Below are 26,797 nucleotides of genomic sequence, written 5' to 3'. Positions count from 1 at the left end.
TCTTGGCCACCAACACATTCTGCCGAAACGCCAGGTCAAAACACCCAGACACGCTCAATCAAAACGCAACAACCACTAGGCGCGCCTTTTCGTGCATAAATCACAGCGGGTGCGCGAGTTCGTCGGCGCGCATCTTGCCCGCGGTCCAGGCGATGGCGGTCAGGACCGCCGGCACCAAGCCGGATGCCAGGAAAATCCAGTGCATGCCAATGATTTTCGACAGCGGTCCGGCGATCGCGTAGGACACCGGCAGGAATACCAACGAGACGAAGAAGTCGAGGCTCGACACTCGACCCAGCATCTCGGTCGGCACCCGTCGCTGCAGGAGCGTCCCCCAGATCACCATGCTGGCTCCGTCTCCGATGCCGACACCGAACGACGCGGCCAGCATCAGCGGAAACGACCAGGTGCTGCCGACGACGATCAGCGGCAGGGCACCCAGACCCCAGATTGCCATCATCACCGTCAGGTACCGCCGCGGCATGCGGGTCGACGAAACCGCCAACGCGCCAACGGCACTACCGATTCCGAACCCGGCCATGATGAAACCGTAGGCGCGCGGGCCGTCGGTGAATCGCTGCTCGGCGATGAACGGCACCAGCACCTCGATGGGTCCGAGCACCACCAGCACGTACACGCTCGCGACCAACAGCGTCCACAGCAACCATGGGGTGCGGGTCATGAACGTGAAACCGTCACGCAGATCATGCAGTACGTGCTTGTGCTCCGCGGGCTCATCGATGGATGCGACGGCAGCGGGTCTGGTCGCGATCAGCAGCGCCAGGCCCACCGCGAACAACGCTGCGACAGTCGTCGCACCGATCCACGGGAACGTCAGCCCGACCAGTACACCGGCAGCGGCCGGGCCGATCGCTTGCTGGAGCACCGGGCGCACCATGCCCTCAATGCCGTTGGCCGCCAACAATTGTTCGGCCGGCAGTAGCCGGGGGAGCAGTGCGCTGTAGGCCGGGAAGAAGAAGGCGACGGCGATGCCGAGGCACGCCGCGGCGACCGCCATGTGCCAAAGGCGCAGCGTCCCAGTCCAACTGAGGACGGCGACGGTCGACACCACGGCGAGGTTGACCACCTCGACGGTGATGATGATGTTGCGTCGGTTCAGCCGGTCGGCCGCGATGCCACCGACCAGCACGAAGCACACCAGGCCGGTACCCAGGCAGGTCGCCACCAGGGACAGCGCGGCCGGATCGTTGTCCAGCGCGATGACCTGCAGCGCGGCTACGACCGTCCACATGCCCTCGGCGAAGATGGACAGTGAGACGGCAGCGATGAGCAGGCGGTATTCGCGGAAACGTAAGGGCGCGAAGACCCGCCAGCGGTCAGTGGTCCGCGGTTCGGGCGTTTCGACGTCGAACTCGGAACTCACAAATCCATGGTCCCGCGCCCGTCAAGCGATTTGTGCGCGTCTTTCCGCGACGAGAGCGCAAAGACGCGCACAAATCACGCGTTAGACGTCGGAGTAGACCGGCAGCCGGCGCTGCTGGAAGGACGCCACGCCCTCCCGGAAGTCGGCGGCGTGCAAAAGCTGGATCTGCCCGGCGGTTTCGCGGGCGAACGTGTTGTTCAGCTCGGTCAGGGTGGCGTCGTTGACAGCCTGCTTGGTCTTGCGCAGGGCCACGGCCGGGCCGGACTTGAGCACCGCGAGCACGCGATCCACCTCGGCGTCGAGTTCGTCTGCCGCATGCACCGAGCTCACCAGTCCGGCGGCGTATGCCTCGGCGGCGGGCAGCTTCTCGGCGAGCAGCGCCATCCGCATGGCCCGGGCCCGGCCGATCGACGCGGCGACCAGAGCCGAGGCGCCGCCGTCGGGCATCAGCCCGATCTTGGTGAAGGCCAGCAGGAAGGACGACTTCTCTGACGCCAGGACGATGTCGCACCCGAGCGCCAGGGACACCCCGACACCGGCGGTGACGCCGTGCACCACCGCGACCGCGGGCTTGGGCAGGTTCACCAATGCCGCGACGGCCCGGTTGGCGGCATTCAAGACCGCTGCCGCGTCGAACTTCTTGACGTCCTGGTCCTCGGCGCTCAGGCCCGCGCCGGAGCAGAAGCCCCGACCCGCGCCGCCCAGCCGGACCACCTTGACCTCGGGGTCGGTCGCGGCCTGCAGCACCGCATCGCCGAGAAGTTCGAGCATTCCCAGCGACAGCGAGTTCAGTGTGTCCGGCCGGTTGAGCGTCACGGACAACACGCCGTCGTCCAGGGAGACGGTCAGATCGTCGGATCCGGTGTAAGTCATTCAGTACCCCAGTTTCACCAGCGGGCCAGATACCCGCACTAGACAGACTTCGTTATACAAGTAAGCTATGTCGCGGTCAATACGACTGGGCTCGAACCGATCGACCAAGAGGTGCATTTAGATGGCTGGACCACTGCAGGGACTGCGCGTTGTCGAGTTGGCCGGCATCGGCCCGGGCCCGCACGCGGCGATGATTCTCGGAGACCTGGGCGCGGACGTGGTGCGTATAGAAAGGCCCCGCACGGCCGTCAATCCAGCTCCCAGCGGCGACTCCATGCTGCGCAACCGCCGGTCGGTCACCGCCGACATGAAGAGCGACGAAGGCCGCGAGCTGGTCCTGAGCCTGATCAAGAAGGCCGACGTCCTCATCGAAGGCTTCCGCCCGGGTGTCACCGAGCGGCTGGGCCTGGGCCCCGAGGACTGCGCGAAGGTCAACGAGCGCCTGATCTACGGCCGGATGACCGGCTGGGGCCAGACCGGCCCGCGTGCCCTGCAGGCCGGCCACGACATCAACTACATCTCCCTCAACGGTCTGCTGCACGCCGTCGGCCGTAAGGGCGAGCGTCCTGTGCCGCCGCTGAACCTGGCCGGCGACTTCGGCGGCGGGTCGATGTTCCTGCTGGTCGGCATCCTGTCGGCGCTGTTCGAGCGGCAGACCTCGGGCAAGGGCCAGGTGGTCGACGCCGCGATGGTCGACGGCTCCAGCGTGCTCATGCAGATGATGTGGAGCTTCCGTCGGCAGGGCATGTGGAGCGACGAGCGCGGCACCAACATGCTCGACACCGGCGCGCCGTACTACGACACCTATGAGACCTCGGACGGCAAGCACATGGCCGTCGGCTCCATCGAGCCGCAGTTCTACGCCGAGCTGCTGGCCAAGCTGGAACTGGACCCGGCGAGCCTGCCCGCCCAGAACGACGTTGCCCGCTGGCCCGAGCTGCGCGACATCTTCACGGCCGCCTTCAAGGCGCAGACCCGCGATCACTGGACCAAGGTGTTCACCGGCTCGGACGCGTGCGTCAGCCCGGTCCTGAGCTTCGCCGAGGTCGAGACCGAGCCGCACATCACCGAGCGCGACACCTTCTTCCGGTTCTCGCCGGAAGACGGCGGCAACCTCGAGCCCATGCCGGCGCCGCGGTTCTCCCGCAGCGTGGCGAGCATTCCGACGCCACCCCGCGTGCCCGGTTCCGACACCGAGTCGGTCCTGCGCGACTGGGCCTGAGGCGCACCACAGATTTCCGTAACAAGAAGGGAATTGCATCAATGCAGATCAAAGATTCCGTCGCCGTCGTGACCGGTGGTGCGTCGGGCCTGGGCCTGGCGACCGCCAAGCGTCTGCTCGACGCCGGCGGCAGTGTCGTGGTCATCGACCTCAAGGGTGAGGACGTCGTCGCCGAGCTGGGCCCGCGCGCCAAGTTCGTTGCCACCGACGTCACCGACGAGGCCGGCGTCGCCGCGGCGCTGGACGCGGCCGAGGAGATGGGCCCGGTGCGCATCAACGTCAACTGCGCCGGTATCGGTAACGCCATCAAGACCTTGAGCAAGGACGGCGCGTTCCCGCTGGCCGGTTTCCGCAAGGTGGTCGAGGTCAACCTGATCGGCACGTTCAACGTGATCCGGCTGTCGGCTGAGCGCATCGCCAAGACCGAGGCGGTCGACGGTGAGAAGGGCGTCATCATCAACACCGCGTCAGTGGCGGCGTTCGACGGCCAGATCGGTCAGGCCGCGTACTCGGCGTCCAAGGGTGGCGTCGTCGGTATGACCCTGCCGATCGCCCGTGACCTGTCGCGTGAGCTGATCCGCGTGTGCACCATCGCCCCGGGGCTGTTCAAGACGCCGCTGCTGGGCTCGCTGCCCGAGGAGGCGCAGAAGTCGCTGGGCCAGCAGGTGCCGCACCCGGCTCGCCTGGGTGATCCGGACGAGTACGGCTTCCTGGCGCAGCACATCATCGAGAACCCGATGCTCAACGGCGAGGTCATCCGCCTCGACGGCGCGATCCGTATGGCCCCGCGATGAGCGCTTGCGCGAAGAGCATTCAACACAGGGAGATGTCCATATGAGCCTCACGACGAAGTTCACCGAGGCCTTCGGTGTCGAGCACCCGATCGCCCAGGGCGGAATGCAGTGGGTCGGTCGCGCGGAACTGGTTGCGGCCGTTGCCAATGCGGGCGGTCTGGGTTTCATCACCGCGTTGACGCAGCCGACGCCGGCGGATCTGGCCAATGAGATCGCCAAGACCCGCGACCTGACGGACAAGCCGTTCGGCGTCAACCTGACGATCCTGCCGTCGATCACCCCGCCGCCGTACGACGAGTACCGCCAGGTGATCGTCGATGCCGGCATCAAGATCGTCGAGACCGCGGGCTCCAACCCCGGCCCGCACCTGCCGATGTTCCACGACAACGGCATCAAGGTCCTGCACAAGTGCACCTCGGTGCGGCACGCGGTCAAGGCCCAGAGCCTGGGTGTCGACGGCATCAGCATCGACGGTTTCGAGTGCGCCGGTCACCCCGGTGAGGACGACGTGCCAGGGTTGGTGCTGATCCCGGCCGCCGCCAAGGAGATCGAGATCCCGATGATCGCCTCGGGCGGTTTCGGTGACGCCCGCGGCTTGGTCGCGGCGCTGGCGCTGGGCGCGGACGGCATCAACATGGGCACGCGCTTCATGTGCACCGTCGAGTCGTGCATCCACCAGAACGTCAAGGAAGCCATCGTGGCGACCGACGAGCGGGGCACCGAACTCATCTTCCGCAGCTTGAAGAACACCGCGCGGGTGGCGTCCAACGCCGTCTCGCGTGAGGTGGTCGACATCCTGAAGAAGGGCGGCCAGTTCGAGGACGTCAAGGATCTGGTGGCCGGTGTGCGCGGCCGCAAGGTGTTCGAGAACGGTGACATCGACGCCGGTATCTGGACCGCCGGCACCGTCATGGGTCTGATCCACGACATCCCGACGTGCGACGAGCTCATCAGCCGCATCGTCGGCGAGGCCGAGGAGATCATCACGGGCCGCCTGGCCCGGATGGTCGGCGCGGGCGAAGCCGAGCTGGCGTCCGTCTAGTTCTGACGTCGTGCGCGCAGGGCTGTGACTCGCAAGGGGCACAGCCCTCAGTTCGTTCGGCGGCGGGTGGCCAGGTAGCTTTTGGCCGTAAGCGACCCGGTACGCGTTAAGGACGTTGATATGCAGCGCAGCTTGTTCGAGGTAGATCACGACGACTTCCGGGCATCGGTGCGGGAATTCGTCGCTCGGCACATCGAGCCGAATGAAGACAAATTCATCGAGCAGCGCTACATCGACCGTGAGGTGTGGCTGGAGGCCGGCCGCAACGGGTATCTGGGGCTGGAGGTGCCCGAGGAGTACGGCGGCAGTGCGGCGGGGGACTATCGCTTCAATACCGTGCTGTGTGAAGAACTTTCGCGGTCCAGTGCGGCGGCAGCGTCGGCTTTCACCATCCACTATGACTGCGCCGCCCCGTATCTGGTCACGCTGACCACCGAGGAACAGAAGCGTCGGTGGCTGCCGAAGTTCTGCAGCGGCGAGATGATCACCGCTATCGGGATGACCGAGCCGTCCGGTGGATCGGATCTGGCCGCGTTGAAGACGACCGCGGTCAAGGATGGTTCCAGCTACGTCATCAACGGCTCAAAGACGTTCATCACCAACGGGACCCAGGCCGACATGGTGATCGTCGCCTCGCGAACCGCGCCGGAGAAAGGCTCCAAGGGCATCACTCTGTTCGCCGTGGAAACGGGAATGCCCGGGTTCACTCGTGGCCGCAAGCTCGACAAGGTCGGCCAGCCCGAAGCGGACACCGCGGAGCTGTTCTTCGAAGATGTGCGGGTCGACGAGTCGGCGATCATCGGTGAGGTCGACCGGGGCTTCATCCACATGATGACGCTGCTGCCTCAGGAACGCATCAGCGTTGCGGTGGCCAATCTCGCTCACGTCCGGCGGATTCTGGAAGACACCGTCGAATACGCCAAGGAGCGCAAGGCGTTCGGCCAGGCCATCGGCTCACTGCAATGGAACAAGTTCCTGCTCGCTGAGTTGGTCACCAAACTCGATGTGACGCAGGCCTATGTCGACAATTGTGTGGCGGCGCATCTGAGTGGTCAGTTGACCGCCATCGATGCGGCGAAGGCCAAGTACTGGAGTTCGGTGGTGCAGAACGAGATTCTGGACAACTGTGTCCAGATCCACGGCGGCTACGGCTTCATGAACGAGTACCGGGTCGCGCGGGCCTGGAAGGACGCCCGTGTCACCAAGATTTGGGCGGGCTCAAACGAGATCATGCGTGAGGTCATCGGTCGGGACCTGGGGCTGTAGGCGTCAGCGAGGGCTCCGGCCCAGACACGACAAAAGCCGCCGGCCTTATCGGTCGGCGGCTTTGACGCTGGAAATCACCCCTACGAGTCCCTGTATGCGCGGCTTCAGCGCACGGGTATCGCGCTTCGGCGCGGCATCAGACTCGCGGGTGAACCCGCGGAATCAGACAGCCTCGGCGAGGTCGGGGAACTGCTCGGACGTGTCACCCTCGATCAGGACGTCCCCGTGGTACAGGGCATCGAAATCTACTTTGATGACATCTGCGTTGGTGTCGTCGATCCACATGTCTATGAGGCTATGGGTCGCTATTAAGAAATCTTTGAGTCACGATTCGGAAAACACTGGCAATTCTTACCGCTGGGTAGGTTGGCTCAACCGGGTCGCTAAGTGACCCGTGAGTAGGCCTTATTCCGCAAGGCCACAGCTGATCTTGATGCGCTTTTCGCGCCCCGGATCGCGCGTTAGTTCACTGGTGAGTAGCAAACATGATGACCGTCACCTCGGTAACACCTGGTCGGCCACCTGAACCGGACGTCAATAAATCTCGTGATCACTGCGGGCCACTGTTGACACGTTTGAGTTATCGCCGATAACTTAGCGGTGTTATCCGAAGGGGAGTTCATGCTGAACCGCATTGCGCTGCTGGCCATCGCCGCGCCGAAGAGAATTCTGGCGCTGGCCGGGCTGGTGCTGATCGCTGCGGCGATCTTCGGCGTCCCGGTGGTCAAGACCCTGCCGGCCGGTGGTTTCCAAGACCCGAAGGCGGAGTCGTCGCAAGCCAGCCGGCTGTTGGCCACCAAGTTTCATCAGGGCGACATGCCGATGCTGGTTACCGTCACCGCGCCCGACGGGGTGCATGGGCCAGCGGCTTCCGCGGCCGCCCGCGACATCGTCGACCATCTGAAGGCCTCGCCCCACGTGGCCTATGTGTCCTCGGCCTGGACTGTGCCGCAGGCTGCAGCCGGCGAGCTCATCAGCAAGGACGGTAAGTCGGGGCTGATCGTGGCCGGCATGAACGGCGGCGAGAACAACGCGCAGAAATACGCGCAGGAACTCGCCGACCAAGTGGTGCACGACCGCCCGGGCGTCACCGTCAAAGCCGGTGGCGGGGCCATCGTCTACTCCCAGATCAACACGCAGACCGAGCACGACCTGCTTGTCATGGAATCCATCGCAGTGCCGCTGAGTTTCCTGGTGTTGGTGTGGGTCTTCGGGGGGCTGGTTGCCGCGGCCCTGCCGATCCTGGTCGGCGGCCTGGCGATGACCGGCACGCTCGCGGTGCTGCGGACCATCACGTTCTTCACCGACGTGTCCGTGTTCGCGCTGAACGTGGCCACCGCCCTCGGTCTGGCGCTCGCCATCGACTACACGTTGTTGATCATCAGTCGGTATCGCGACGAGATGGCCGAGGGACAGCCCCGGGACCGGGCGCTGATCCGCACCATGGTCACCGCGGGACGCACCGTGTTGTTCTCGGCCACGACGGTCGGTCTGTCGATGGCCGCGATGCTGATGTTCCCCATGTACTTCCTCACCTCCATCGCCTACGCCGGCATCGCGACAGTCGCGTTCGCCGCGGCGGCGGCGGTGATCGTCACGCCGGCCGCCATCTGGCTGCTCGGCGACCGGCTCGACGCCCTCAGCCTGTTCCGGCGCAACACCGCGCCCAAGCCGGTGCACGAGATGTTCTGGTACCGCGCTGCCAAAGCGGTGATGCGCCGCTCGGTGTCGGCCGGTCTGGCCGTCGTCGCACTGTTGTTGGTCCTGGGTGCGCCGTTCCTCGGTGCGAAGTGGGGATTCCCCGACGAACGGGTGTTGCCGGCGACGGCGTCTGCGCACCAGGTGGGGGACCAGCTGCGCGACGACTTCGTCAACAACTCGGCGACCGACATCACGGCCGTCATTCCCGATGCTGCGAACCTGACCCCGGCAGCTTTCGACGCCTACGCCGCCGACCTGTCACGTGTCGCCGCGGTCACGGAAGTGTCGGCGCCGACCGGCACTTTTGCCGGCGGCCAGAAGGTCGGGCCCGCCGGCCCCGGCACCGCGATCGTCGACGGCAGCGCCTTCCTGACCATCGGCAGCAGCGCGCCGCTGTTCTCCGACGCGTCGCAGGCGCAACTCGATGCGGTGCACGCGGTCAGGGGACCGGACGGGCACGCCGTGCAGCTCGCCGGCATCGCGCAGGTCAACCACGACAGCGTGCGGGCCGTCACCGATCGGCTGCCGTGGGTGCTGGCCGTCATTGCCCTCATCACCTTGGGGCTGTTGTTCCTGCTGACCGGCAGCGTGGTGCTGCCGGTGAAAGCCGTTGTGCTCAATGTCCTTTCGCTCACCGCCGCCTTCGGCGCGTTGGTCTGGATTTTCCAGGACGGCCATCTCGGCGCGCTCGGCACCACAGCGACCGGGACGCTGGCCTCCAACATGCCGGTGCTGTTGTTCTGTATCGCGTTCGGGTTGTCCATGGACTACGAGGTGTTCCTGGTGGCTCGCATCCGCGAATTCTGGCAGGCGGAGCAGGCCGCCACGCAAGAAGCCAACGACGAGAGTGTGGCGCTCGGGCTGGCTCACACCGGCCGGGTGATCACCGCGGCGGCGCTGGTCATGTCGATATCGTTCGGCGCGCTGATCGCCGCGGAAGTGTCGTTCATGCGGATGTTCGGCCTCGGGCTGACCATCGCCGTCCTGGTGGACGCCACCCTCGTGCGCACGGTGCTGGTACCGGCCTTCATGCACCTGATGGGGCGGTGGAACTGGTGGGCACCGGCGCCGCTGGCCCGGCTGCACAAGCGCATCGGCATCAGTGAGTCCGGCGCGCCCGAACCGCCCGTGCCGTCGGCGTGCGGCGCGCAATGACAGCGGCTCGGCGGCGTCGTTCCCCGCGCGGGTCGGGTGACCAGCTGCGCGACGAAATCCTTGACGCGGCAACCGAATTGCTCCTCGAATCCAATCAGGAGAAGGCGGTATCCATCCGCTCGGTGTCCCAACGGGTCGGTGTCACCCCGCCGTCGATCTATCTGCACTTCGCCGACAAGGACGCATTGCTGGACGCGGTGTGCGGGCGGTACTTCGAGCGACTGGACCAGGTCATGCAACTCGTGGCCGCCGAGCAACCGACCACGATCGGCCGGCTACGCGCTCAAGGACTGGCGTACGTCCGCTTCGCCCGGGAGAACCCGGAGTTGTACCGGATCGCCATGATGTCCGAGGGACAGCCGGGCAGCGACGTGGATCAGGCCCTCGATGCCGCAGCTTTCGTACACATGCGGGATTCGGTGCAAGCGCTGATGGACGAGGGGAGTTATCCCCGGGGAGATGCGGGAGACGTCACGGTGACGGCACTCGGACTGTGGACGGTGGCGCACGGCCTGGCGGCCCTGTTCATCTCGCGGCCGTACCTGCCGTTCGGTGATTTCGAGGAGTTCGCGGACCGGGTGCTCAGCGCCGCGTGCCTCGGTGGCATGGTGAAAGGACTGGGCGGCCCGGATACGCCGCAGCAGCTGGTCGAACGACTGAAAGGCTCCTGACGATGACCGATACGACGGTGGACAACCCGTTCTTCGCCCGCATGTGGATCGCGATGTCGTCACGTGAACGCAAGTTCATGACCAAACTGCGCCAGGAGAACCTGGCCGGACTCAGTGGCCGGGTGCTGGAAATCGGTGCCGGCACCGGAACCAACTTCGCCTTCTACCCGGACACCGTGACCGAGGTGGTGGCCGTCGAGCCCGAGGTGCGGCTCGCACCGCTGGCGCGGGAGGCGGCGCTGACCGCGCCCGTGCCGGTGACCGTGCGCACCGAGACCGTCGAGAACTTCGACAGCGACGATCTGTTCGACGCAGTCGTGTGCTCGCTGGTGCTGTGCTCGGTCGACCAGCCGGAAAGTGTTTTGCGGCAGATGTATTCGCGTCTCAAGCCGGGCGGTGAGCTGCGCTACTTCGAGCACGTCGCCAGCGGCGGGGTGCGTGGCCGGGTGCAGCGTTTCCTGGATTCGACGTTCTGGCCGAAGATTTCGGGCAACTGCCACGCGCACCGCGAAACCGAGCAGAGCATCGTCGGTGCGGGATTCCAGGTCGCGGACGCCCGGCGGGTGCTGATGCTGCCAGGTTGGGTGCCGCTGGCGGAAGTGGCATTGGGCCGGGCGGTCAGGCCTGCTTGATGGTTGGCAGCAGTTCGGGCAGCCGCTGCAACAAGGTGGGCAGCGCCGTCGCTGCCGTCTCCCGCAGGGACACCGTGGCCTGATCGGAGAACGGGGTGGGCTGCGGATTCACCTCGATCACCGGAATGCCTTGCTGCACAGCCGCTTCCGGCAGGGATGCCGCCGGGTAGACCACCGACGACGTGCCGACGGTGATCACCAGGTCGGCGGCACGGACCGCAGCGACGGAGTTGTTCCACGCGCCGGATGGCAGGTTCTCGCCGAACCACACGACGTTGGGCCGAACCAGCCCGCCGCAGTAGCACTCTGGTGGTTCGACGGCGATTTCCGGCTCCGGCATCGGCGGAAGCGCGCCCTCGAAATCGGCCTTGCAGCTGTCGCAATGGAAGTGGAACAGGCTGCCGTGCAGGTGGTGCACGCGGGTGCTGCCGGCCCGTTCGTGCAGATTGTCGATGTTCTGGGTGACGACGTCGACCTCGGCGTAGTCCTGCCATGCGGCCACCGCGCGGTGCCCGTCGTTGGGGGACACGTTGCCCATCATGTGATGCCGCCACAGATACCAGGCGAACACCCGCTCCGGGTGCCGGCGCCAGGCGTCCGAACTGGAGATCTCGTAGGGGTCGGTGTTGGCCCACAGACCGGTCTCGGCGTCCCGGAAGGTTGGCACGCCACTATCGGCGGACATCCCCGCACCGCTGAACACCGTCACCCGCATCCGACCACGTTATCGGGTTTCGGGTGATCTGGGCCACTCGCCGACGGCGAGAATGGGGTTGAGCGCCATCGGCCATACTCGGCTGATGACCGATTTCGGTGAATGGGTGCACCTCGACCCGCACGCAGGCCCCTTGTTCGACCAGCTGCGGTTGCAGATCATCGATGCCATTCGTAGTGGCCGCCTACCCGCCGGGACCCGGCTGCCCACCGTCCGTGAGCTGGCCGCCGCGCTGGGGATGGCGGCCAATACCGTGGCTCGCGCCTATCGGGAGATGGAGGCCGCGGGCGTCCTCGAAACTCGGGGGAGGTCAGGTACTTTCGTGGCCGCCGCTGACCCAGCCGCGGCGGCGATGGTGGATGCGGCCAACGCATTCGCCGACACCGCCCGGGCGCTGGGGGTGCTCAAGGCCGACGCGCTGCGGTATCTGGACGCGGCGTTCGAGTAAGTGCGTCGGGCCGTCCGGCCAATGTCTGGGAGCTTGTGGCGCTTCGCTGATCGCTGAGGGTGGCGATTGTTGCGCTCGATCAGTTGAGGCCGAGCGGTCCGGCCAGTTCGGCGAGCGCAGGGACCAGCTTGTCGAGCCCAGTGAGTACCTGCACGGGCACGTGGTCCGCGCCGGCGGTCAGATGTTGCTTGAGTCTGGCTGCAACGGCATCGGTGCTGCCATACGCGATGAGGGCGTCGATCAGGGCATCGCTACCGGGCGCGGCGACGTCGGTGTCGTTGAACCCCAACCGCTTCCAGTTGTTCACGTAGTTCTGCCCTTTGAGGTAGACGTCGAGAGCGTTGCGGCCGATGGCCCTTGCCTGCGCGGCGTCGGTCGTCAGCACCACCGTGTGCTCCGGGCCGATGAACGCATCCGGTCCGACCAGAGCACGTGCTTGGGCGGTGTGCTCGGGTGTGGTCAGGTAGGGATGGGCTCCCGCGCTGCGGCGGGCGGACAGCTTGAGTACCTGTGGGCCGAGCGCGGCGACGACGCGCCGGTCGTTGGGCACGCCGTATTCGTCGAGCTTTTTCAGGTACTCGGTGAGCGCGTCGTAGGGCTTCTTGTACTCCGCGATCAGCTCGGGATGTCCAGCTCCGATACCGAGCAGGAATCGGCCCGGGTGGGCCCCTTCGATGCGGTGAAACGACTCGGCGACCGGACCGGCGGGCGCCGACCAGATGTTGACGATGCCGGTTGCCACCTTCAGACTCTCGGTCCGCTCAAGGATCGGCTCAACCCAGTCGAGTTCGGCCGGTGGCGAGCCGCCCGCCCAGATTGCGCCATAGCCGAGCGCCTCGATGTCCCGCAGTTGGTCGGCGGTCAGTTGTTTCCACTGCTGGAAAAGCCCGAACACGCCGAAGGCGCCCAGAGTGGGTTTGGTCATCGTTCGGTCGACATGTCGCATTCTCGCAGATACTCCGTTTTGGTATGCAGGACTGCCTATTTGAGCATCGTGGCCGTCCCGGCGGGGATGTCAGCACGCCTCGGATTCGTTCGTTGTTAACGCCGTAGTTCGAAAGTGCAGAGTGCATTGCGGAATCTGAATTTCACGACCGATCGCGATGGCTTCACGTGGTCTCGAAAAATGTCTTTGGAACGAGATGCCACGAGCGTTCGAGGGACCCGATCTGGGTGATGCCGCGCCCTGGGGGCACGGTTGAAACCACGGGTGCCGTAAAAGCTCTGTGGCGGTGCGCGTTTGATCAGTTGGCGACCTTCGGCGAAGTCGTACAGGTCTGTTATCTGAGCAACGTTGCGAGTTCTCGGGCGAATACGGTGATGGCGTGGTCACCCGCGTCGAGCACGCCGGCCAGTAACGGAAAGGCATGCGGCATGCCCTCGTACTCGTGGGCGCGAACCTTGACGCCCGCCGCAGCAAGTCTTTTGCCGTAACGGTCTGCGTCATCGGCAACGGGATCGACCTGAGCGCTGAGGATCACTGCAGGTGGGGCTCCCGCGAGGTCCTCGGTCAGCAAAGGTGAGGCGAGGTTCGAACGACGGTCGTCGATATCAGGCACGTACATGTCGTACGCCCATTCGAGCGTGGCTCGGGTGAGGAACGGGCCGTCTCTGTGCCGCTCGACGGAGTCACTGCTCATGGTCGCATCGAGTGCGGGACACAGCAGGCCTTGTGCCTTGATCGGAGTGCTCTGTTCTCGCGAGGCGAGCGCAACGCTTGCCGCGAGTGCACCCCCCGACGAATCACCGGCGACGGCAAGCGATTCGACGTCGATGCCGAGTCGGTCGCCGTACTCACTGACCCAAGCGGTGGCATCGGCGGCGTCATGCTGAGCGCGGGGAAACCTGTCTTCTGGTGCTAGCCGGTATGCAACGGAAATCACGATGAGTTCACCCCGGACGCACAGTTTTCGACAGAACCGATCATGCGTGTCCAGGCTGCCTCGGACAAATGCCCCGCCATGCAGATAAACAACACCCGGCAGCGCGGAACCCGCACCGAGTGGGTGGTAGCTGCGAGCCGTGACAAATCCGTGACGCACAGGGATCGTGAAATCGCTTACTGTGCAACGCTGGTCAACATCGCCGGCCAAGGCAATCAATCTCTCGCCGGACTCTCTGTAGTCCACAATCGACATTTCCCACGGTGGTACGGCAGCGTGCGTGGACAGGGAATCCACCAGCTGTTGGGCCTGCGCATGGAGCACACTCATACGCGCCGCCGCTTCCCGGGAGCGCAGGATCTGATGGTGCCGTCAGTCGGCGTCACAGCGTGACTCGGAAGACCTGGAATTCGACGACGGGTCCGGGTTGGACGCGTCCCTGTCCGACGAAGATGGTCTGGTTGACCCAGGTGTACTTGGGGTCTCCGCATTCCAGGCGTGGGGTGGTGACGAAGTAGTGGTCGCCGAAGTCGGTGCCGCCGCCGACGCCGCCGAGTGCGGCTGCGGCTGCTTCGTTGACCTCGACCAGTCCCTGGTAGCTCATGTAGATCACCGCGCCGTCGTCGGTGTAGAACTGGGCCCGTACGTCGAGGCGGCCGTAGCCGTCGTCGCCGGCCAGTAGCCAGTCTCCGCCGCCGGGGGCGGCGGTGCCGCTGATCCGGTTCCCGGTGACCTTGCCTCCGGTGACGGCCAGGACCTGGCGCAGCCCGTAAGGGCCCGGGCCCACGATTTGCGGTGCGGCAAGCTCCGCGGTGTAGGAGAACTCCGGCTCCAACTTCATTGTCTCATCCTCATTTTCGAGTGGGACCGCTTTCAGCCCCGCGCCAGATCCGACTGTGCACTACGCGTCTTCAATAGTCAACACACTGTTGATTCTACGGCGATGTGGCGGGCCGGCGCCGCGCAGCAACAACGCGATCGCCGGAAAGTGGACACAGTGTTGACTAGTCTCGACTGTGAGTCTAATCTCAACCTTGCCGAGCCGTGACGTCGAACATCGGCGCACGGACGACACGACAAGAGAGGAATTGACATGGCAGCCACATCGGAAGTCGACCAAATCCAGCCGACCACTTCGCGCGACGGCGAGAGCTACGTCTCCCACCGTGATGACATCCACTTCAACATGACCGGTGACTTCATGACGGGCGTGGATTTCTGGATTCACGCGACCGGGGAATCCACCAATGGCCAGCTGATCATCATCGAGACCAATTGGGTACGCGGTACCGAACCGGTGTGGCACATCCACCACCGCGAAGAAGAAGGGTTCTTCGTGATGGACGGCGAAATCAAGATTCACACCGAGGCCGGTTCATACAACGCCAAAAAGGGCCAGTTTGTCTGGGGGCGTAAGGATCAGCGGCACACCTATGAGGTGGTCGGTGACGAAGCCCGGATTCTGGTGGTGTTCGTGCCCGGCCCGGACAGCAACGGCTTCGAGCCCAACGGCGGCATCGACAAGTACTTCTACGAAGCTCGCAACCGTGAGCTGCGTACGCCTGAGCAGGTGCAGGCGGAGGTCGAGAACCTGAAAGTCAACTACGGCCTGGAGATGTTCCCGGACCTGCCACATCCTCGCGACCACAAGGCCTGAGCCCCGTTGTCGTCTCAAGTATCTAGAAGTTCCCAGCCTTTCTGAGTATTGGAGTTGCAGTGACCATCGACCTATCTCTTGACACCGTGCCGCATTGGATCGCCGGCGCGGCCGTCTCTTCGGCAGCGGGACCGCGGACCGAGATCCATGATCCCGCTACGGGGCGTGTGATCGGCACAGTGGCGTTGGGAGGTGCCGATGTCGTCGACGAAGCTGTCGCCAGTGCGCGAACCGCGGCGGTGGCCTGGGCCGACACGCCCAGCCCCGTCCGCGCATCGGTACTGCATCGCTTTCGGGTGCTGCTGCATGAGCAGATGGATGACTTGGCGTGGATCATCACGGCCGAACAGGGCAAGACGCTTGACGATGCCCGGGGCGAGTTGGCGCGCTCGATCGAAGCTGTCGACGTGTCGCTTTCCGTTGTGCAGCAACTGAAAGGGGAGTACGCCGAGCAGGTCGCCAATGGCGTGGACACGTATTCCTTCCGGCAACCGCTCGGCGTGTGTGCCGGTATCACGCCGTTCAACTTTCCGGTGATGGTGCCGGTGTCGATGTTTGCGGCCGCCATTGCGTGTGGGAACACGTTCGTGCTCAAGCCGAGTGAGCAGGTGCCGTCGGCAGCGGTGCGATTGGCGCAAATCGCGAGCGATGCGGGATTGCCTGACGGCGTACTCAACGTTGTGCACGGCGGTATAGAGGCAGCCGAGGCGCTCATCGACCACCCAGATGTCGCGGCGGTGTCCTTCGTCGGATCCACCCCCGTCGCGCGTGCGATCTACCGCCGCGCGGCCGAGGCCGGCAAGAAGGTGCAGGCACTTGGAGGCGCCAAGAACCATTTGGTGGTGTTGCCTGACGCCGACCTCGATGCTGCCGCCGATGCGCTGGTGTCGGCGGCCTACGGGGCCGCTGGTCAGCGATGCATGGCCGTGACGGTCGCGGTCGCCGTCGGTTCGGCAGCAGATGCACTGGTGACCAAGATTGCCGAGCGCGCAACCACATTCAAGGTGGGCCCAGGTGCGGCGCTGGGTACCGACATGGGTCCATTGATTTCTGCGGGCGCACTCGATCGGGTCCGTGGGGCGCTGAAGCGGTCCGTCGAACAAGGCGGCCGACTGGTCGTCGACGGCCGCGAACGGCCGACACCTGGCGCGGGTTACTTCATCGGCCCGAGTCTGGTCGACGGCGTCAGCGTCGAGAGCGATCTGTACCGCAACGAAGTGTTCGGACCGGTCCTGAGCGTGGTGCGCGCCGAAGATCTCGACCAGGCGCTGCGGATCGTCAACGACAATCCGTACGGGAACGGCGCGGTCATTTTCACTGGTAGTGGGACGGCTGCTCGTCGCTTCAGCCGGGGCGTGCTGGCGGGCAGCGTCGGGATCAATGTGCCGATTCCGGTGCCGATTTCCTGGTTCGGGTTCGGCGGATGGGGTGATTCGCGCTTCGGAGACGACGGGCTCAACTACGACGGCTACCGGTTCTACACGAGATCCAAAGTCGTCACCCAACGGTGGACCGAGCCCAAGCCCGGCCTGGCTCCGCACTTCGTTGCGGCCGGCCGCCAGTGACCTCGCCACCTGATGCGGACCTCCCCCGACTCGACCATGTCGGCATCCTGGTACGCGACCTGAACTCGGCACTCACGCACTGGTGCGGTCGGTTTGGGATCGAGGTTGCTCGTGCGGTCGAGATTCCGGCCATGAGCCTCAGCGCGGCATTCCTCAACGTTTCCGGCGCCGAGGTCGAGCTGTACACGATGCACGATGTGGATGCGCTCGACCTGGCCCTGGGCGGAGCGCAGGCAAAACTCGATCATCTGGCACTTCGGCTACACCATGCCGATGGTCCCGAACTTGCGGGTTGCGCCTTCCGGGGTCCCGGGCGGCCAGAGCCGATCGCGGCGCCGATCCCTATGGGCGATACCACCCATGTCTGGACCGTGCCTCCCGGAATCGATGTTCTGCTCCAGCTGATCCGGCCGAGCCAGTGCGGTTCTGGCCCGATATCCGTTGCACCACAGCTGATCTCGCCGGACGAAACGTAAAGCAAAACAACTAGGAAAAGGAGTAGACATGGGACGCATGGAAGGAAAGGTCGCTCTGGTCACCGGAGCGGCGCGTGGACAGGGGCGAGCACACGCCATCCGCCTCGCCCAGGAAGGCGCGGACATCCTCGCCTTCGACTGCCCGGCCAACGGAGGGGTCCCGTATCCCGTTGGTACGGCAGCCGATCTCGAGATCACCGTCAAGGAAGTCGAGGCACTGGGCCGGCGAATCATCGCGCACCAGGGCGACGTCCGCGAGCAGGCGCCGCTGGACAAACTGGTCGCTGACGGCGTCAAGGCCTTCGGCGGACTCGACGTCGCAGTCGCCAATGCCGGCATCTGGACTGTGCACCCGTTCGCGGACATTCCCGAGGACGAATTCCTGGATGTGCTCAACGTCAACATCATGGGGCCCTGGCGCACTCTGAAGGCGGTAACTCCCGCCATGAAGGAGCGCGGAGGTGGTTCGGTGATCATCACCTCGTCGGGCAATGGCGTCGAGGGATCTCCCCATTACGTCCACTACGTGGCGTCGAAACACGGCGTGCTCGGGTTGGCGAAGAGCGCGGCACTCGAGTTCGGTCAGTACGGCATCCGAGTCAACTCGCTGCTTCCCGGACCGACCGACACGCCCGCCCTGGATTGGCAAGGCGGCTACGACCTTTGTGCGGGCAAGGGCCCCGGAAACGGCGTGAAGGAAGACCTACAGGGCGCGAAGTACTGGGCGCTTCTCCGAGACGTGGGGCTGCTCCCGCCTCAGGCCATGAGTGAAGCTGTTCTGTGGCTTGCCTCCGACGAATCACGATGGACGACAGGCCTGGAAATGTTGGTCGAAGGCGGCCACATGCTCATGCCCGGGCTGAACATGACGAAAATGGCGCTGGACAACCAGTAAGGTCCGACCAACACCAGAAGTCCAGCAGGCCCTCTCCCCAGGCGTCGATCACGCCTTCGGAGAGGGCTTGCGGCGTTTGTTGGCAGCCTTACGCGGCTTCCACTCCAGGCCGTACACCGTCCGCAGCCAGATCGTGGTCACCGTTTCGGCCATGTCCTCCAACGGGATTGCGTTCTCGCTGCGCAGACTCATCAATCCGAGGTTGCGTTCACCCATCCACATCAACGCGGCAGCCAACGACCTGGCCGGTGGCCCGTCGATAGCCACGCCGGTCTCTCTGTCTCGCTCGATTCCTGCGGCGGCGGCATCGATAAACCGACCGAGAATTGTGTCCCACTGCGTCTGCAGGTCCGGCTCGGCCGCGGCGGCGTCGCCTACTTCACGAAGAACGTGACCGTGCCTTTCCCACACCTGGATAACCTCGTTGACGGCATGCTCGATGGCCGCCTCTGGCGGCATGCCTGCTGGACGCTCGAAAATCAATTGCGACGCTTGGAACACATCGGCTGTGACCCGGGAGAGCAGCGCGGACAAAACCTGCCATTTGGACTCGAAGTAGAAGTAGAACGATGACCGCGAAAGCCCGGCGCGCTTGGTGAGATCGTCGATGGAGATGTTGCGCAGGGGTACTGTGCGCAACATGTCGTAAGCGCCTTCGAGGATGGCTTGCTCGCGCTTGTCGCCCTTGATGTTTCGTCGGCCCACCCGTGTTTCTGCCGCACTCAGGTTGAAGGATGAAGTGGACGCCATAGGAAGCATGATAGGTCAGGTCGACCTCGTACGGCATGCACCGGCGGCAGTCCGTACCGCGCGGCGCCACGTATGTCTGAAATTAATCGACGCTGTGTTGATGATAATGAACATGCCGTGTAAGGTGGTTGTGTCCGCGTCGCCCTCGAAGTCCGCGCAAACTCGACCGTCTTGCCTGGATTCGGCCGCTCTGCTTGCGCTCAAACAGGTTTCGGGCCCCGGGTGCGAAATCAAATGCGAGCTCTCTATTTCGAAGTAGGAGTCAACTATGACGAATCTCGCAGCCAATCTCGTCACCACTGCGCACGAATACGGGCGCCGGCCGGCCGTGAAGCTCGACGAGTACATCTTGTCCTATCGGCAGCTGCATCATCAGGCCGCGGCGGTGGCTGGGGATCTGCGAGCCCACGGCGTGCTCCCAGGCGACCGAGTGGGCCTGATGCTCCCCAATGTCCCCGCCTACCCCGTGTTGTTCTACGGGGCGCTACTCGCCGGCGCGGTCGCTGTTCCCATGAATCCGTTGCTCAATGCGCGCGAGGTCGAGTACTACCTGGCCGACTCGGGCATGACAGTGGTGTACGGGTTGGACAGCAGCGATGCCGTCGTCGCGGCCGCGGCGGCGAAGGTCGGGATTCGCTCGGTATCGGTATCCGCGACGGGTCCAATCGAGTTGTCCGGCATCCCAATCCATGACGGGACCGTTCGAACCGACGACGACACCGCTGTCATTCTCTACACCTCCGGGACCACCGGGAAACCCAAGGGGGCGGAACTCACCCACCGGAACCTGTCGACGAACGCCGCGACGACAGTGGACACATTGATCAACGTGGGTCCCGAAGACGTGATCCTTGGTTGCTTGCCCTTGTTTCACGTCTTCGGCCTCACATGCGGACTCAACGCGGCGGTCAAAGCCGGCGCCCTCCTCACCCTCGTGCCTCGCTTCGACGCCGCCAAGGCGTTGGAGGTGGTGTCCCGCGATCGAGTGACCGTTCTCGAGGGCGTGCCCACCATGTACTCCGCGATGCTGCACTCATCCGATGCAGACGACACCGACATGTCCTCGCTGCGTACGTGTATCACCGGAGGCGCACCCATGCCTGTCGAGATTCTCAAAGCGTTCGAGAAGAAGTTCGCCTGCGAGATCTACGAAGGTTACGGGCTTTCGGAGACGGCACCGATCGCCTGTTTCAACCAACCCGGGCGCCAACGTAGGCCCGGCACCATCGGGATACCTGTGCGGGGCTGCGCGCTGCGGATCGTCGGGGAGAACGGTGAAGACATTCCTGACGGCGTACCTGGTGAAATCGCCATCCGGGGCGAGAATGTGATGAAGGGATACTGGAACCGGCCTGAGGCCACGGCCGAAGCTATTCCCGATGGATGGTTTCGTACCGGGGACATCGCCACCCGCGATGGCGACGGGTACTACACCATCGTCGACCGGAAGAAAGATCTGATCATCCGCGGTGGGTACAACGTTTATCCACGCGAAGTCGAGGAAGTTCTCTACGAACATCCTTGCGTCGCTGAAGCAGCGGTGATCGGCATCAAACACGCAGAACTCGGCGAGGAGGTCGGCGCAGCCGTCGCTCTCAAACGCGGGATGCACGCAGACGCCGACGAATTGAAGGCCTTTGTCCGGGACCGACTCGCCGCATACAAATACCCGCGCGAGATATGGCTGGTCGACTCTGTACCCAAGGGTCCGACGGGAAAAATCCTCCGACGCGAAGTCAAACCGCCGAGGCCAGCCCGAATCGATTGAGAGACTGGAGGTTTCATCTGAACTTGTCGCCGGCGACGGGCGCTCGGCAGACGATCAACCGACCTTGGGGCAGTCGCTCTTCCGGTCGTCGACCAGAGCTGCAAGCGTTTGAGCGCGGGGCTGGAGTACGTCGAACAACCCGACTGCGCGAACTGCCGGCATCAGCTCGCGCAGTTGGGCTTCCACTTCCGGATGCATCCTTGGTGCTTCTCGAGCAACGCCCATAGCCGCTACCCAAAAACCGGTGAATCCTCTACCTTGACAAGCGTTCTCGCCGTATCAACCGACGGGCGAGGGGTCAGACGCGACCTTGATGACCGCTTTTCCTCGTGTGCCGCCGGACAATGCTTGGTTGAGCGTGTCCCGGGCGTTCTCCAGTCCTTCGACGATGGTCTCGTCGTACGTCAACGAGCCTTCGCCCAGCGCGGCGGCGAGCTTACCGATGATCTCGGCGTAGCGGTCGATGTGGTCGGTGACGATGAAGCCGCGCAGGGTGGCTCGCTGCATGAGCAACTGGTTTGCGTTGCGCAGGCCCGGTTGGTCGCCGTCGTCGTTGTAGGTGTCGTACTCCGAGATCAGGCCACACAGCGATACTCGTGCGCCGATGTTCAACCGGCCCAGGACGTGATCCATGATGGGGCCGCCGACGTTCTCGAAGTCCACGTCGATGCCCGCTGGGGTCGCTTCGTCGAGCTGCTCGCGCCAGTTGTCCGAGTGTCGGTCTACGCATGCGTCGAAGCCCAGTTCCTCCACGAGGTGTCGGCACTTCTCGGCGCCGCCGGCGATGCCGACCACGCGGGCGCCATGCTGCTTTGCCAGCTGTCCAGCGATCGAACCGACGGCGCCTCCTGCGGCAGAAACGACGACCGTCTCGCCGGGCTGGGGATCGCCCAGCTCGATACCGATGAACGCTGAAATGCCGGTGTGGCCAAGTACTCCGAGGAACGCGGGAAGCGGTGCCGGCAGTGGGTCGGGAAGAACCGTGAACGGAATCTCCAGAACGGAATCGTCAGCGACACAGTAGTCTTGCCAGCCGGTGAAGCCGAGGACAATTGCGCCGACGGGCAGATCGTCTCGCCGGCTTTCGACCACCTGTCCGACTCCGAGGCCACGCATCACGGCACCCAGTTCGACCGGCGGGATGTAGGAACGCAACTGGCTCATCCAGACACGGTTCGTGGGGTCGAGTGACAGGTACAGCGTGCGGATCAACGCCTGTCCCTCCGCAATATCGGGGATGGACTCCTCGACCCACTCGAGATCTTGTTCGGTGACCTGGCCTTGCGGCCGCCTCTGTAGACGGAACAGTCGGTTGGTGGGCGTTTTCATGGCGAATCCTCATCGTCGGCGGTGACTGGAATGGTGGTCATCGGGGCGCGCGGCCCCGCATCAGCAGGGATGACGGCAAGACCCTGCAATGACTGTAAACGCGTAGTCGTTATTAATCAACGCTATGTCGAGTAATTGAGCATTTTTCGCACCAATGGTCGCCAGTCGCGTTCGGGGCCAACGGATCCGGTATGTATCGACATGGTGTTGACTATCAACGACATATGGTGCACTCTCGACTTTGGCATCCGACTGTGATTGCAGTCGACCGAGAGATGGAGGTGGGCGCATGAGCGTACAAACGGACAACCGCGCGACGGTTGAGCGATTCTGGGGGGCCCTCGATGACGGACCGCCTCGCGGTGAGGCGCTGGAGGTGTGGAAGGAGAACTTTGCCGAAGACGGAGTCTGGGAGATGCCGTTCGCACCCGAGCCGCTCGCCGATACCGTTCCCGGCCGACACCTGATCGGTCATTTCATCGACTGGTTCTTCGCCTCGGTGCCCGACCTCCGGATCGATTCACTTGTCGTACACGACACGACCGACCCGGAACTCTTCATTCTGGAACTGCACGGAAATGCGACGGTCACGCAGACCGGCAAGATCTACGCCAACACCTATTGCACACATATGCGCATCCGGGACGGCAAGGTTGTGTTGATCCGCGAGTACTTCAATCCCAATGTGGTCCTGGAGGCATTTGGACGCGACGTGATCGCCGAGGGCATGTCTGCTGTGATGGCAGCCGCCGGAGTGGGGGCTGCACAGTGAAGTTGGAGCCGGAGTTCTCCTACACCGCGGAGCTTGCCGCACCGCAAATCGTGGGCCCGGGCCCTTACGGGCTGCGCCAGGTCTTGGCCGTCACCGGAGGCAAGGTCACCGGGAACCGGATCAGCGGCACCGCCGCCCCCGGCGGCGGAGACTGGCTACTGGCCGGCGACGACGGCTACGGCCGCCTCGACGTACGGGCCCAGTTCTACACCGACGACGGCGCGGTGATCTACATGAGCTACCAGGGACTGGTCGAGGTCAACGAAGCAGCCGCAGCCGCACTCGGCGGCGTCGGCGGCGGCACCGACTTCGGCGACCACTACTTCGTCACCACCCCACGCCTGGAATGCGGAGACCCCAAGTACACCTGGGTCAACCAGACCATCTTCGTCGGACAGGGACGCGTCCAACCCGGACCCGTCGTCGAATTCCAGGTCTTCCGAGTCACGCTGTGACAGGCCGCGTTTCATCAACGCGGTAACGGCGGGCGCCGGCTTTGCAAGCGTTGCTGCCGAGGTGGGAACCCAATCGGCGGATGCCTACGCTGATGCGTGCACGCCGACCCGGGCGCACGTCACCGCGCGGACGGCCGCGTCCGGTTCGGCGCTGCGTTCGGTCTCGCCTGGTCCGGGCCGAGCGCGCGATCAACGCTGACGCCACGGCGGATCTCGGTGGCGTGCGCAAAGTCGCCGTGTTCCGATATCGATTGGACCGCAGTCGATTACGACATTGCTGCACGAGCTGGGGCCAAGATTATCTGTATGTTGTTGTTCGGCAGTCACTTCCGTCCGCGATCCACTGAGTGCGGCTCAGTACCGACGAGACTTGATCGCATCGCCGCGGGAGCTATGCCTACCGGCGCAAATGAAGGCCTTTACCGTGATTCTGCGATAGCCGCGCAGAGGGGCGAATCATGTTGCCAATAAACGCTACTCGGACGCTTGCCGCGGAAACCGCCGCCATGATCATGGATCGGTTGAGCCAGAAACTTCCGGCGACGTCGCTGTCCATTCAGGAGATGCTGTACCGGGAACAGTCGGAGATGGCGGGCGACGGCGAGTTGCTGGCATTGCTTTACGACACGGTCCAGAGCAACCTTGAGACGTTCTTCCCCGCCATCCGCCACGGGATTCCCATTGACCGCATAGTGGCGCCTACCGCCGCCCTCGAGCATGCGCGTCGGATGGCGCAACGCGGTACCCATGTCGAAGAATTGGTCCGCGCGTATTGGCTCGGCTACCAAGATTTCCTCAAGATCATCCTTGCTGAAATCCAGAACGCACAGCTTGAGGCTCATCTGGGATTGCTGGTATTCGCGCAGTTGTCGGCGAGCTCATTCGCTTATCTCGATCGCGTGTCGCATCAAGTAGTCAACGCCTATCAGGAAGAACGTGATCGGTGGCTGGCCAATCAAAATCAGATGCGGTCACTACGGGTACGCGAGGTCCTGGACGGCGACGACGATCTCGATATCGACGAAACGTCCGTCCTCATCCGCTATCCGTTGCGCCGGGTTCATCTCGCACTCATTCTCTGGTGCCCGGAACAGGAAGATGGCGAGGAACTGGACGCCATGGAGCGGTTCGTCGCTGAGCTGTCCGTCGCATTGGGCGCTCGGGAGCGCCCGTTGTTTGTCGCCTCCGATCGCATCACCGGGTGGGCGTGGATTCAGCTCACCGCCGACGCGGCGGCCGGCGATGTGGTGGGCCGGCTCCAAGAGTTCGTCCGCTTGCATTCGAACCCGCCGTGGCTCGCCGCCGGCAATGCGTTGCCCGGTCTCGCCGGGTTCCGGCAGTCACATCGCCAGGCCTTCGCTGCCCGCACCGTGGCGCTCGCGCCGGGCGCACCGCCACGGCGGGTGACCGCGGCCAACGAACCCGGTCTCGTCGTCGCAGCACAGTTCAGCTCCGACTTGGAAAACGCCCGTTCATGGGTGGGGCAGGTCCTCGGTCCACTTGCTTCGGACAATGACAGCGACGAGCGACTGCGGGACACGTTGGCCGAATTTCTGCGCAACAGATCGAGCTTTAAAGCCAGCGCGTACGAGCTGCACATTCATGTCAATTCGGTGAAGTACCGCGTACAACGCGCCCTCGAACGTCGGGGTAGACCGATCGAGAATGATCACCTTGATGTGGAAGTCGCGCTGTTGCTATGCCATTGGTACGGCAGGGCAGTTCTGGCCCCGGCCAAGCCGGTGAACAGTGGCGGACGTCCAGCTGCCACAACCACGACATTGCGCACCTCGACCGCATAAGTCAGGCGGCGCGCCCTACGGCCGGTCGTCGAGCGGGGTCCGGGCCGCGCACGCAGGCGGCGGGAACATTCGCGGCGGTGACGCTCCAGTGGGCTTCCGCTACTCGAAGTGCTGCACTGCAGCGTCGTCGCCGCGATAGCCGTCCCATCCAGGAGAACCGTTGCGGGCGAACGACACCCACGAGCGGTGCATCCGCCGGGCCAAGTCCTCGGGAACTGGATCGGGCCCCAGCAGGCCCGTCTTCCCGTGCAGCCACGGTGAGTCGGCGGTGTCGAAGACGAAGGGAAGCTCGACGGTGTGCGCTGCGCCGAGCTTGCCGTCGAGTGCGCTCGAGCGGAAGCCGAATCGGTAGACGTAGGTACCGCGTGCCGAGACCAGCGAGTGCGCCCGCGCCATCCGGGCGGTGCCAGAACCGAAGAGGGCCTCGCCGAGCAGGGCCGAACGCAACTCTCCGTGCGTGGCGTGGGGCAGCCGGGCGGCCAGTCCGTCAACCGTGGCCTGGGGGTCCGAGTGTGTCTGGACCGCAACGGCCACGACATCGCCGTGCTGCGACGTATCGAAGGAGCCCTGAGGCACGAGATAGAGGTTGCCCTCCTCGGTGTTGGTGCCGATGAGCAGAGCGACGTCGGCCGCCGGGCCGAGGGCCAGTGCGTCGGTGGGCTGCCGGTCCAGGACGAGGCTGAGCGGGCTCAGGCCCACCAGCGGGTCGGTAGCGGTGGCGGTTCGCAGGTCAAGGCCTGCCAGTCTGGGAAGGACGGCGACGAATTGTTCGTCGGGAATGCCCGCGAGCCCGTCCACGGTGGGTTCAACATCCAATTCGGCGGCCGCCGCACGGGTGACTCGGGCAGCCTGCTCCGGCGTGAATGCACCTGTGCCGCTACCGCTTTGCATGACAGCTTGGCGGAACAATCCGGCGGCTTCCGGTGTGGCGAGCAGGGCTCCTACCAAGGTGGCTCCGGCGGACTGGCCGAAGACGGTGACATTTGCCGGGTTACCACCAAATACACTGATCGTGTCGCGGACCCACGTCAGCGCGGCCAGCACATCGAGTAGCCCACGATTGCGCGGCGCTCCGGGGACGTCGAGAAATCCAGAGACCCCCAAGCGGTAGTTGAGGGTGACGAGCACGACGCCGTCACGGGCGAATGCCCGGCCGTCGTACAGCGCGGCCTGCGACGACCCGGTGACGAATCCGCCGCCGTGGACGAAGACCATCACCGGTCGCGCCGCGTTGTCGGCGGCGGGAGTGTGCACGTTGAGCGTCAGATAGTCCGCGCCGCGCACCCACCCGGGGCCGAAGTACGGCCGCATATCGAGTGCGCCGAAGTCGCGGACAGGCTGTGGCGCCGTCGCTCCAGGACCGGTCGCGTCCCGGATGCCGTCCCAACCCGGGTGCAGTGCCGGTGGAGCGAAGCGGGCCGCTCCTGTCGGGCTGGCGGCATAGGGGATGGCGCAGTAGCGCTCGCCGCTATGGTCGCGGACGCCGCCCACCGCTCCGTAAGGGGTGCGGACGACGGGAGTGTTGTGCTGAGACAAAGGTTC

At 64.6% G+C, this 26,797-nt stretch carries 26 protein-coding genes; 16 read left to right on the top strand and 10 right to left on the bottom strand.

The features are described 5' to 3' along the window. Window positions 1–100 precede the first annotated feature (100 nt). Both tet(V) and AC3WTE_RS22170 read right to left on the bottom strand, forming a co-directional pair. Window positions 101–1,384, bottom strand: coding sequence for a tetracycline efflux MFS transporter Tet(V) (gene tet(V) / locus AC3WTE_RS22175; protein WP_492440950.1), 1,284 nt, complete (start codon window positions 1,382–1,384; stop codon window positions 101–103). An 81-nt stretch (window positions 1,385–1,465) separates the two neighbouring features. Then, the gene (locus AC3WTE_RS22170; RefSeq protein WP_492440948.1) at window positions 1,466–2,257 is read right to left on the bottom strand and encodes an enoyl-CoA hydratase; all 792 of its coding nucleotides are present in this window, start codon (window positions 2,255–2,257) and stop codon (window positions 1,466–1,468) included. Window positions 2,258–2,378: 121 nt separating this feature from the next. On the opposite strand from AC3WTE_RS22170, the gene AC3WTE_RS22165 reads away from it, so the two are divergent. From AC3WTE_RS22165 to AC3WTE_RS22150, 4 genes are all read left to right on the top strand, one after another. Next, on the top strand, window positions 2,379–3,479 hold the full coding sequence (locus AC3WTE_RS22165) for a CaiB/BaiF CoA transferase family protein (RefSeq protein ID WP_492440946.1): 1,101 nt from the start codon (window positions 2,379–2,381) through the stop codon (window positions 3,477–3,479). 41 nt (window positions 3,480–3,520) lie between these two features. Beyond that, a complete protein-coding gene (locus AC3WTE_RS22160; protein WP_492440944.1) occupies window positions 3,521–4,273 on the top strand; it encodes a 3-hydroxyacyl-CoA dehydrogenase in 753 nt (250 codons plus the stop codon). A 40-nt stretch (window positions 4,274–4,313) separates the two neighbouring features. Further along, window positions 4,314–5,315: an NAD(P)H-dependent flavin oxidoreductase gene (locus tag AC3WTE_RS22155; RefSeq protein WP_459368596.1), complete on the top strand. Its 1,002-nt coding sequence runs from the start codon at window positions 4,314–4,316 to the stop codon at window positions 5,313–5,315. 120 nt (window positions 5,316–5,435) lie between these two features. Then, the gene (locus tag AC3WTE_RS22150) at window positions 5,436–6,581 is read left to right on the top strand and encodes an acyl-CoA dehydrogenase family protein (protein ID WP_492440942.1); all 1,146 of its coding nucleotides are present in this window, start codon (window positions 5,436–5,438) and stop codon (window positions 6,579–6,581) included. 162 nt (window positions 6,582–6,743) lie between these two features. Here AC3WTE_RS22150 and AC3WTE_RS22145 read toward each other — a convergent pair whose 3' ends face one another. Beyond that, window positions 6,744–6,866 (bottom strand): hypothetical protein, encoded by a 123-nt coding sequence (locus tag AC3WTE_RS22145; RefSeq protein ID WP_020099274.1) that lies wholly within the window; start codon window positions 6,864–6,866, stop codon window positions 6,744–6,746. 336 nt (window positions 6,867–7,202) lie between these two features. On the opposite strand from AC3WTE_RS22145, the gene AC3WTE_RS22140 reads away from it, so the two are divergent. From AC3WTE_RS22140 to AC3WTE_RS22130, 3 genes are read left to right on the top strand one after another with little or no spacing between them, the layout of a single operon-like run. Further along, window positions 7,203–9,437 (top strand): MMPL family transporter, encoded by a 2,235-nt coding sequence (locus tag AC3WTE_RS22140; RefSeq protein WP_492440939.1) that lies wholly within the window; start codon window positions 7,203–7,205, stop codon window positions 9,435–9,437. Then, the gene (locus AC3WTE_RS22135) at window positions 9,434–10,108 is read left to right on the top strand and encodes a TetR/AcrR family transcriptional regulator (protein ID WP_492440938.1); all 675 of its coding nucleotides are present in this window, start codon (window positions 9,434–9,436) and stop codon (window positions 10,106–10,108) included. Before AC3WTE_RS22140 ends, AC3WTE_RS22135 begins: the two co-directional genes overlap by 4 nt. 2 nt (window positions 10,109–10,110) lie before the next feature. Then, window positions 10,111–10,740: a class I SAM-dependent methyltransferase gene (locus tag AC3WTE_RS22130; RefSeq protein WP_492440936.1), complete on the top strand. Its 630-nt coding sequence runs from the start codon at window positions 10,111–10,113 to the stop codon at window positions 10,738–10,740. On the opposite strand, the gene AC3WTE_RS22125 is transcribed toward AC3WTE_RS22130, so the two are convergent. Next, complete coding sequence (locus AC3WTE_RS22125) at window positions 10,727–11,455, bottom strand: NAD-dependent deacylase (protein WP_492440934.1); 729 nt, start codon at window positions 11,453–11,455, stop codon at window positions 10,727–10,729. The genes AC3WTE_RS22130 and AC3WTE_RS22125 overlap by 14 nt on opposite strands. Before the next feature lie 85 nt (window positions 11,456–11,540). Here AC3WTE_RS22125 and AC3WTE_RS22120 point away from each other — a divergent pair, with 85 nt between their 5' ends. Next, the gene (locus AC3WTE_RS22120) at window positions 11,541–11,903 is read left to right on the top strand and encodes an Rv1152 family transcriptional regulator (protein ID WP_492440932.1); all 363 of its coding nucleotides are present in this window, start codon (window positions 11,541–11,543) and stop codon (window positions 11,901–11,903) included. Between the two features lie 79 nt (window positions 11,904–11,982). On the opposite strand, the gene AC3WTE_RS22115 is transcribed toward AC3WTE_RS22120, so the two are convergent. The 3 genes from AC3WTE_RS22115 to AC3WTE_RS22105 all read right to left on the bottom strand — a co-directional run bounded on the left by AC3WTE_RS22115 (window position 11,983) and on the right by AC3WTE_RS22105 (window position 14,627). Beyond that, window positions 11,983–12,828: an LLM class F420-dependent oxidoreductase gene (locus AC3WTE_RS22115; RefSeq protein ID WP_492440930.1), complete on the bottom strand. Its 846-nt coding sequence runs from the start codon at window positions 12,826–12,828 to the stop codon at window positions 11,983–11,985. A 355-nt stretch (window positions 12,829–13,183) separates the two neighbouring features. After that, a complete protein-coding gene (locus tag AC3WTE_RS22110; protein WP_492440928.1) occupies window positions 13,184–14,041 on the bottom strand; it encodes an alpha/beta hydrolase in 858 nt (285 codons plus the stop codon). A 127-nt stretch (window positions 14,042–14,168) separates the two neighbouring features. Next, window positions 14,169–14,627: a DUF3237 domain-containing protein gene (locus tag AC3WTE_RS22105; RefSeq protein WP_492440915.1), complete on the bottom strand. Its 459-nt coding sequence runs from the start codon at window positions 14,625–14,627 to the stop codon at window positions 14,169–14,171. 252 nt (window positions 14,628–14,879) lie between these two features. On the opposite strand from AC3WTE_RS22105, the gene AC3WTE_RS22100 reads away from it, so the two are divergent. From AC3WTE_RS22100 to AC3WTE_RS22085, 4 genes are read left to right on the top strand one after another with little or no spacing between them, the layout of a single operon-like run. Continuing rightward, complete coding sequence (locus tag AC3WTE_RS22100) at window positions 14,880–15,443, top strand: cupin domain-containing protein (RefSeq protein ID WP_133764878.1); 564 nt, start codon at window positions 14,880–14,882, stop codon at window positions 15,441–15,443. A gap of 59 nt (window positions 15,444–15,502) precedes the next feature. Further along, window positions 15,503–17,008 (top strand): CoA-acylating methylmalonate-semialdehyde dehydrogenase, encoded by a 1,506-nt coding sequence (locus AC3WTE_RS22095; RefSeq protein ID WP_492440926.1) that lies wholly within the window; start codon window positions 15,503–15,505, stop codon window positions 17,006–17,008. Next, complete coding sequence (locus tag AC3WTE_RS22090; RefSeq protein WP_492440924.1) at window positions 16,951–17,484, top strand: VOC family protein; 534 nt, start codon at window positions 16,951–16,953, stop codon at window positions 17,482–17,484. The genes AC3WTE_RS22095 and AC3WTE_RS22090 overlap by 58 nt, the downstream gene beginning before the upstream one ends. Before the next feature lie 28 nt (window positions 17,485–17,512). Further along, the gene (locus AC3WTE_RS22085) at window positions 17,513–18,379 is read left to right on the top strand and encodes a mycofactocin-coupled SDR family oxidoreductase (RefSeq protein ID WP_492440922.1); all 867 of its coding nucleotides are present in this window, start codon (window positions 17,513–17,515) and stop codon (window positions 18,377–18,379) included. A gap of 48 nt (window positions 18,380–18,427) precedes the next feature. On the opposite strand, the gene AC3WTE_RS22080 is transcribed toward AC3WTE_RS22085, so the two are convergent. Next, window positions 18,428–19,138: a TetR/AcrR family transcriptional regulator gene (locus AC3WTE_RS22080; RefSeq protein ID WP_492440921.1), complete on the bottom strand. Its 711-nt coding sequence runs from the start codon at window positions 19,136–19,138 to the stop codon at window positions 18,428–18,430. 259 nt (window positions 19,139–19,397) lie between these two features. Here AC3WTE_RS22080 and AC3WTE_RS22075 point away from each other — a divergent pair, with 259 nt between their 5' ends. Next, entirely contained in the window at window positions 19,398–20,897 is a 1,500-nt protein-coding gene (locus tag AC3WTE_RS22075; protein ID WP_492440920.1) for a long-chain-fatty-acid--CoA ligase, read from the top strand. A 279-nt stretch (window positions 20,898–21,176) separates the two neighbouring features. Here AC3WTE_RS22075 and AC3WTE_RS22070 read toward each other — a convergent pair whose 3' ends face one another. Beyond that, window positions 21,177–22,226 carry an NADP-dependent oxidoreductase gene (locus AC3WTE_RS22070; protein ID WP_492440918.1) on the bottom strand — a complete coding sequence of 350 codons (1,050 nt, stop codon included), beginning with the start codon at window positions 22,224–22,226 and terminating at the stop codon, window positions 21,177–21,179. A 289-nt stretch (window positions 22,227–22,515) separates the two neighbouring features. On the opposite strand from AC3WTE_RS22070, the gene AC3WTE_RS22065 reads away from it, so the two are divergent. From AC3WTE_RS22065 to AC3WTE_RS22055, 3 genes are all read left to right on the top strand, one after another. Continuing rightward, window positions 22,516–22,998, top strand: a complete 483-nt coding sequence (locus AC3WTE_RS22065) for a nuclear transport factor 2 family protein (protein ID WP_492440916.1) — start codon at window positions 22,516–22,518, stop codon at window positions 22,996–22,998. Continuing rightward, entirely contained in the window at window positions 22,995–23,453 is a 459-nt protein-coding gene (locus AC3WTE_RS22060) for a DUF3237 domain-containing protein (RefSeq protein WP_492440915.1), read from the top strand. The genes AC3WTE_RS22065 and AC3WTE_RS22060 overlap by 4 nt, the downstream gene beginning before the upstream one ends. Window positions 23,454–23,959: 506 nt before the next feature. Next, window positions 23,960–25,255, top strand: a complete 1,296-nt coding sequence (locus AC3WTE_RS22055; RefSeq protein WP_492440913.1) for a PucR family transcriptional regulator — start codon at window positions 23,960–23,962, stop codon at window positions 25,253–25,255. A 99-nt stretch (window positions 25,256–25,354) separates the two neighbouring features. Here the strand turns inward: AC3WTE_RS22055 and AC3WTE_RS22050 are convergent, their stop codons facing one another. Continuing rightward, window positions 25,355–26,791, bottom strand: coding sequence for a carboxylesterase/lipase family protein (locus AC3WTE_RS22050; protein WP_492440911.1), 1,437 nt, complete (start codon window positions 26,789–26,791; stop codon window positions 25,355–25,357). Between the last annotated feature and the right edge of the window lie 6 nt (window positions 26,792–26,797).

The organism is Mycobacterium sp. FW102-FHT13B02, assembly GCF_058790275.1.
The sequence above is the reverse complement of the archived record's forward strand: the minus strand, read 5'-3'. Positions and strand labels throughout refer to the sequence as shown.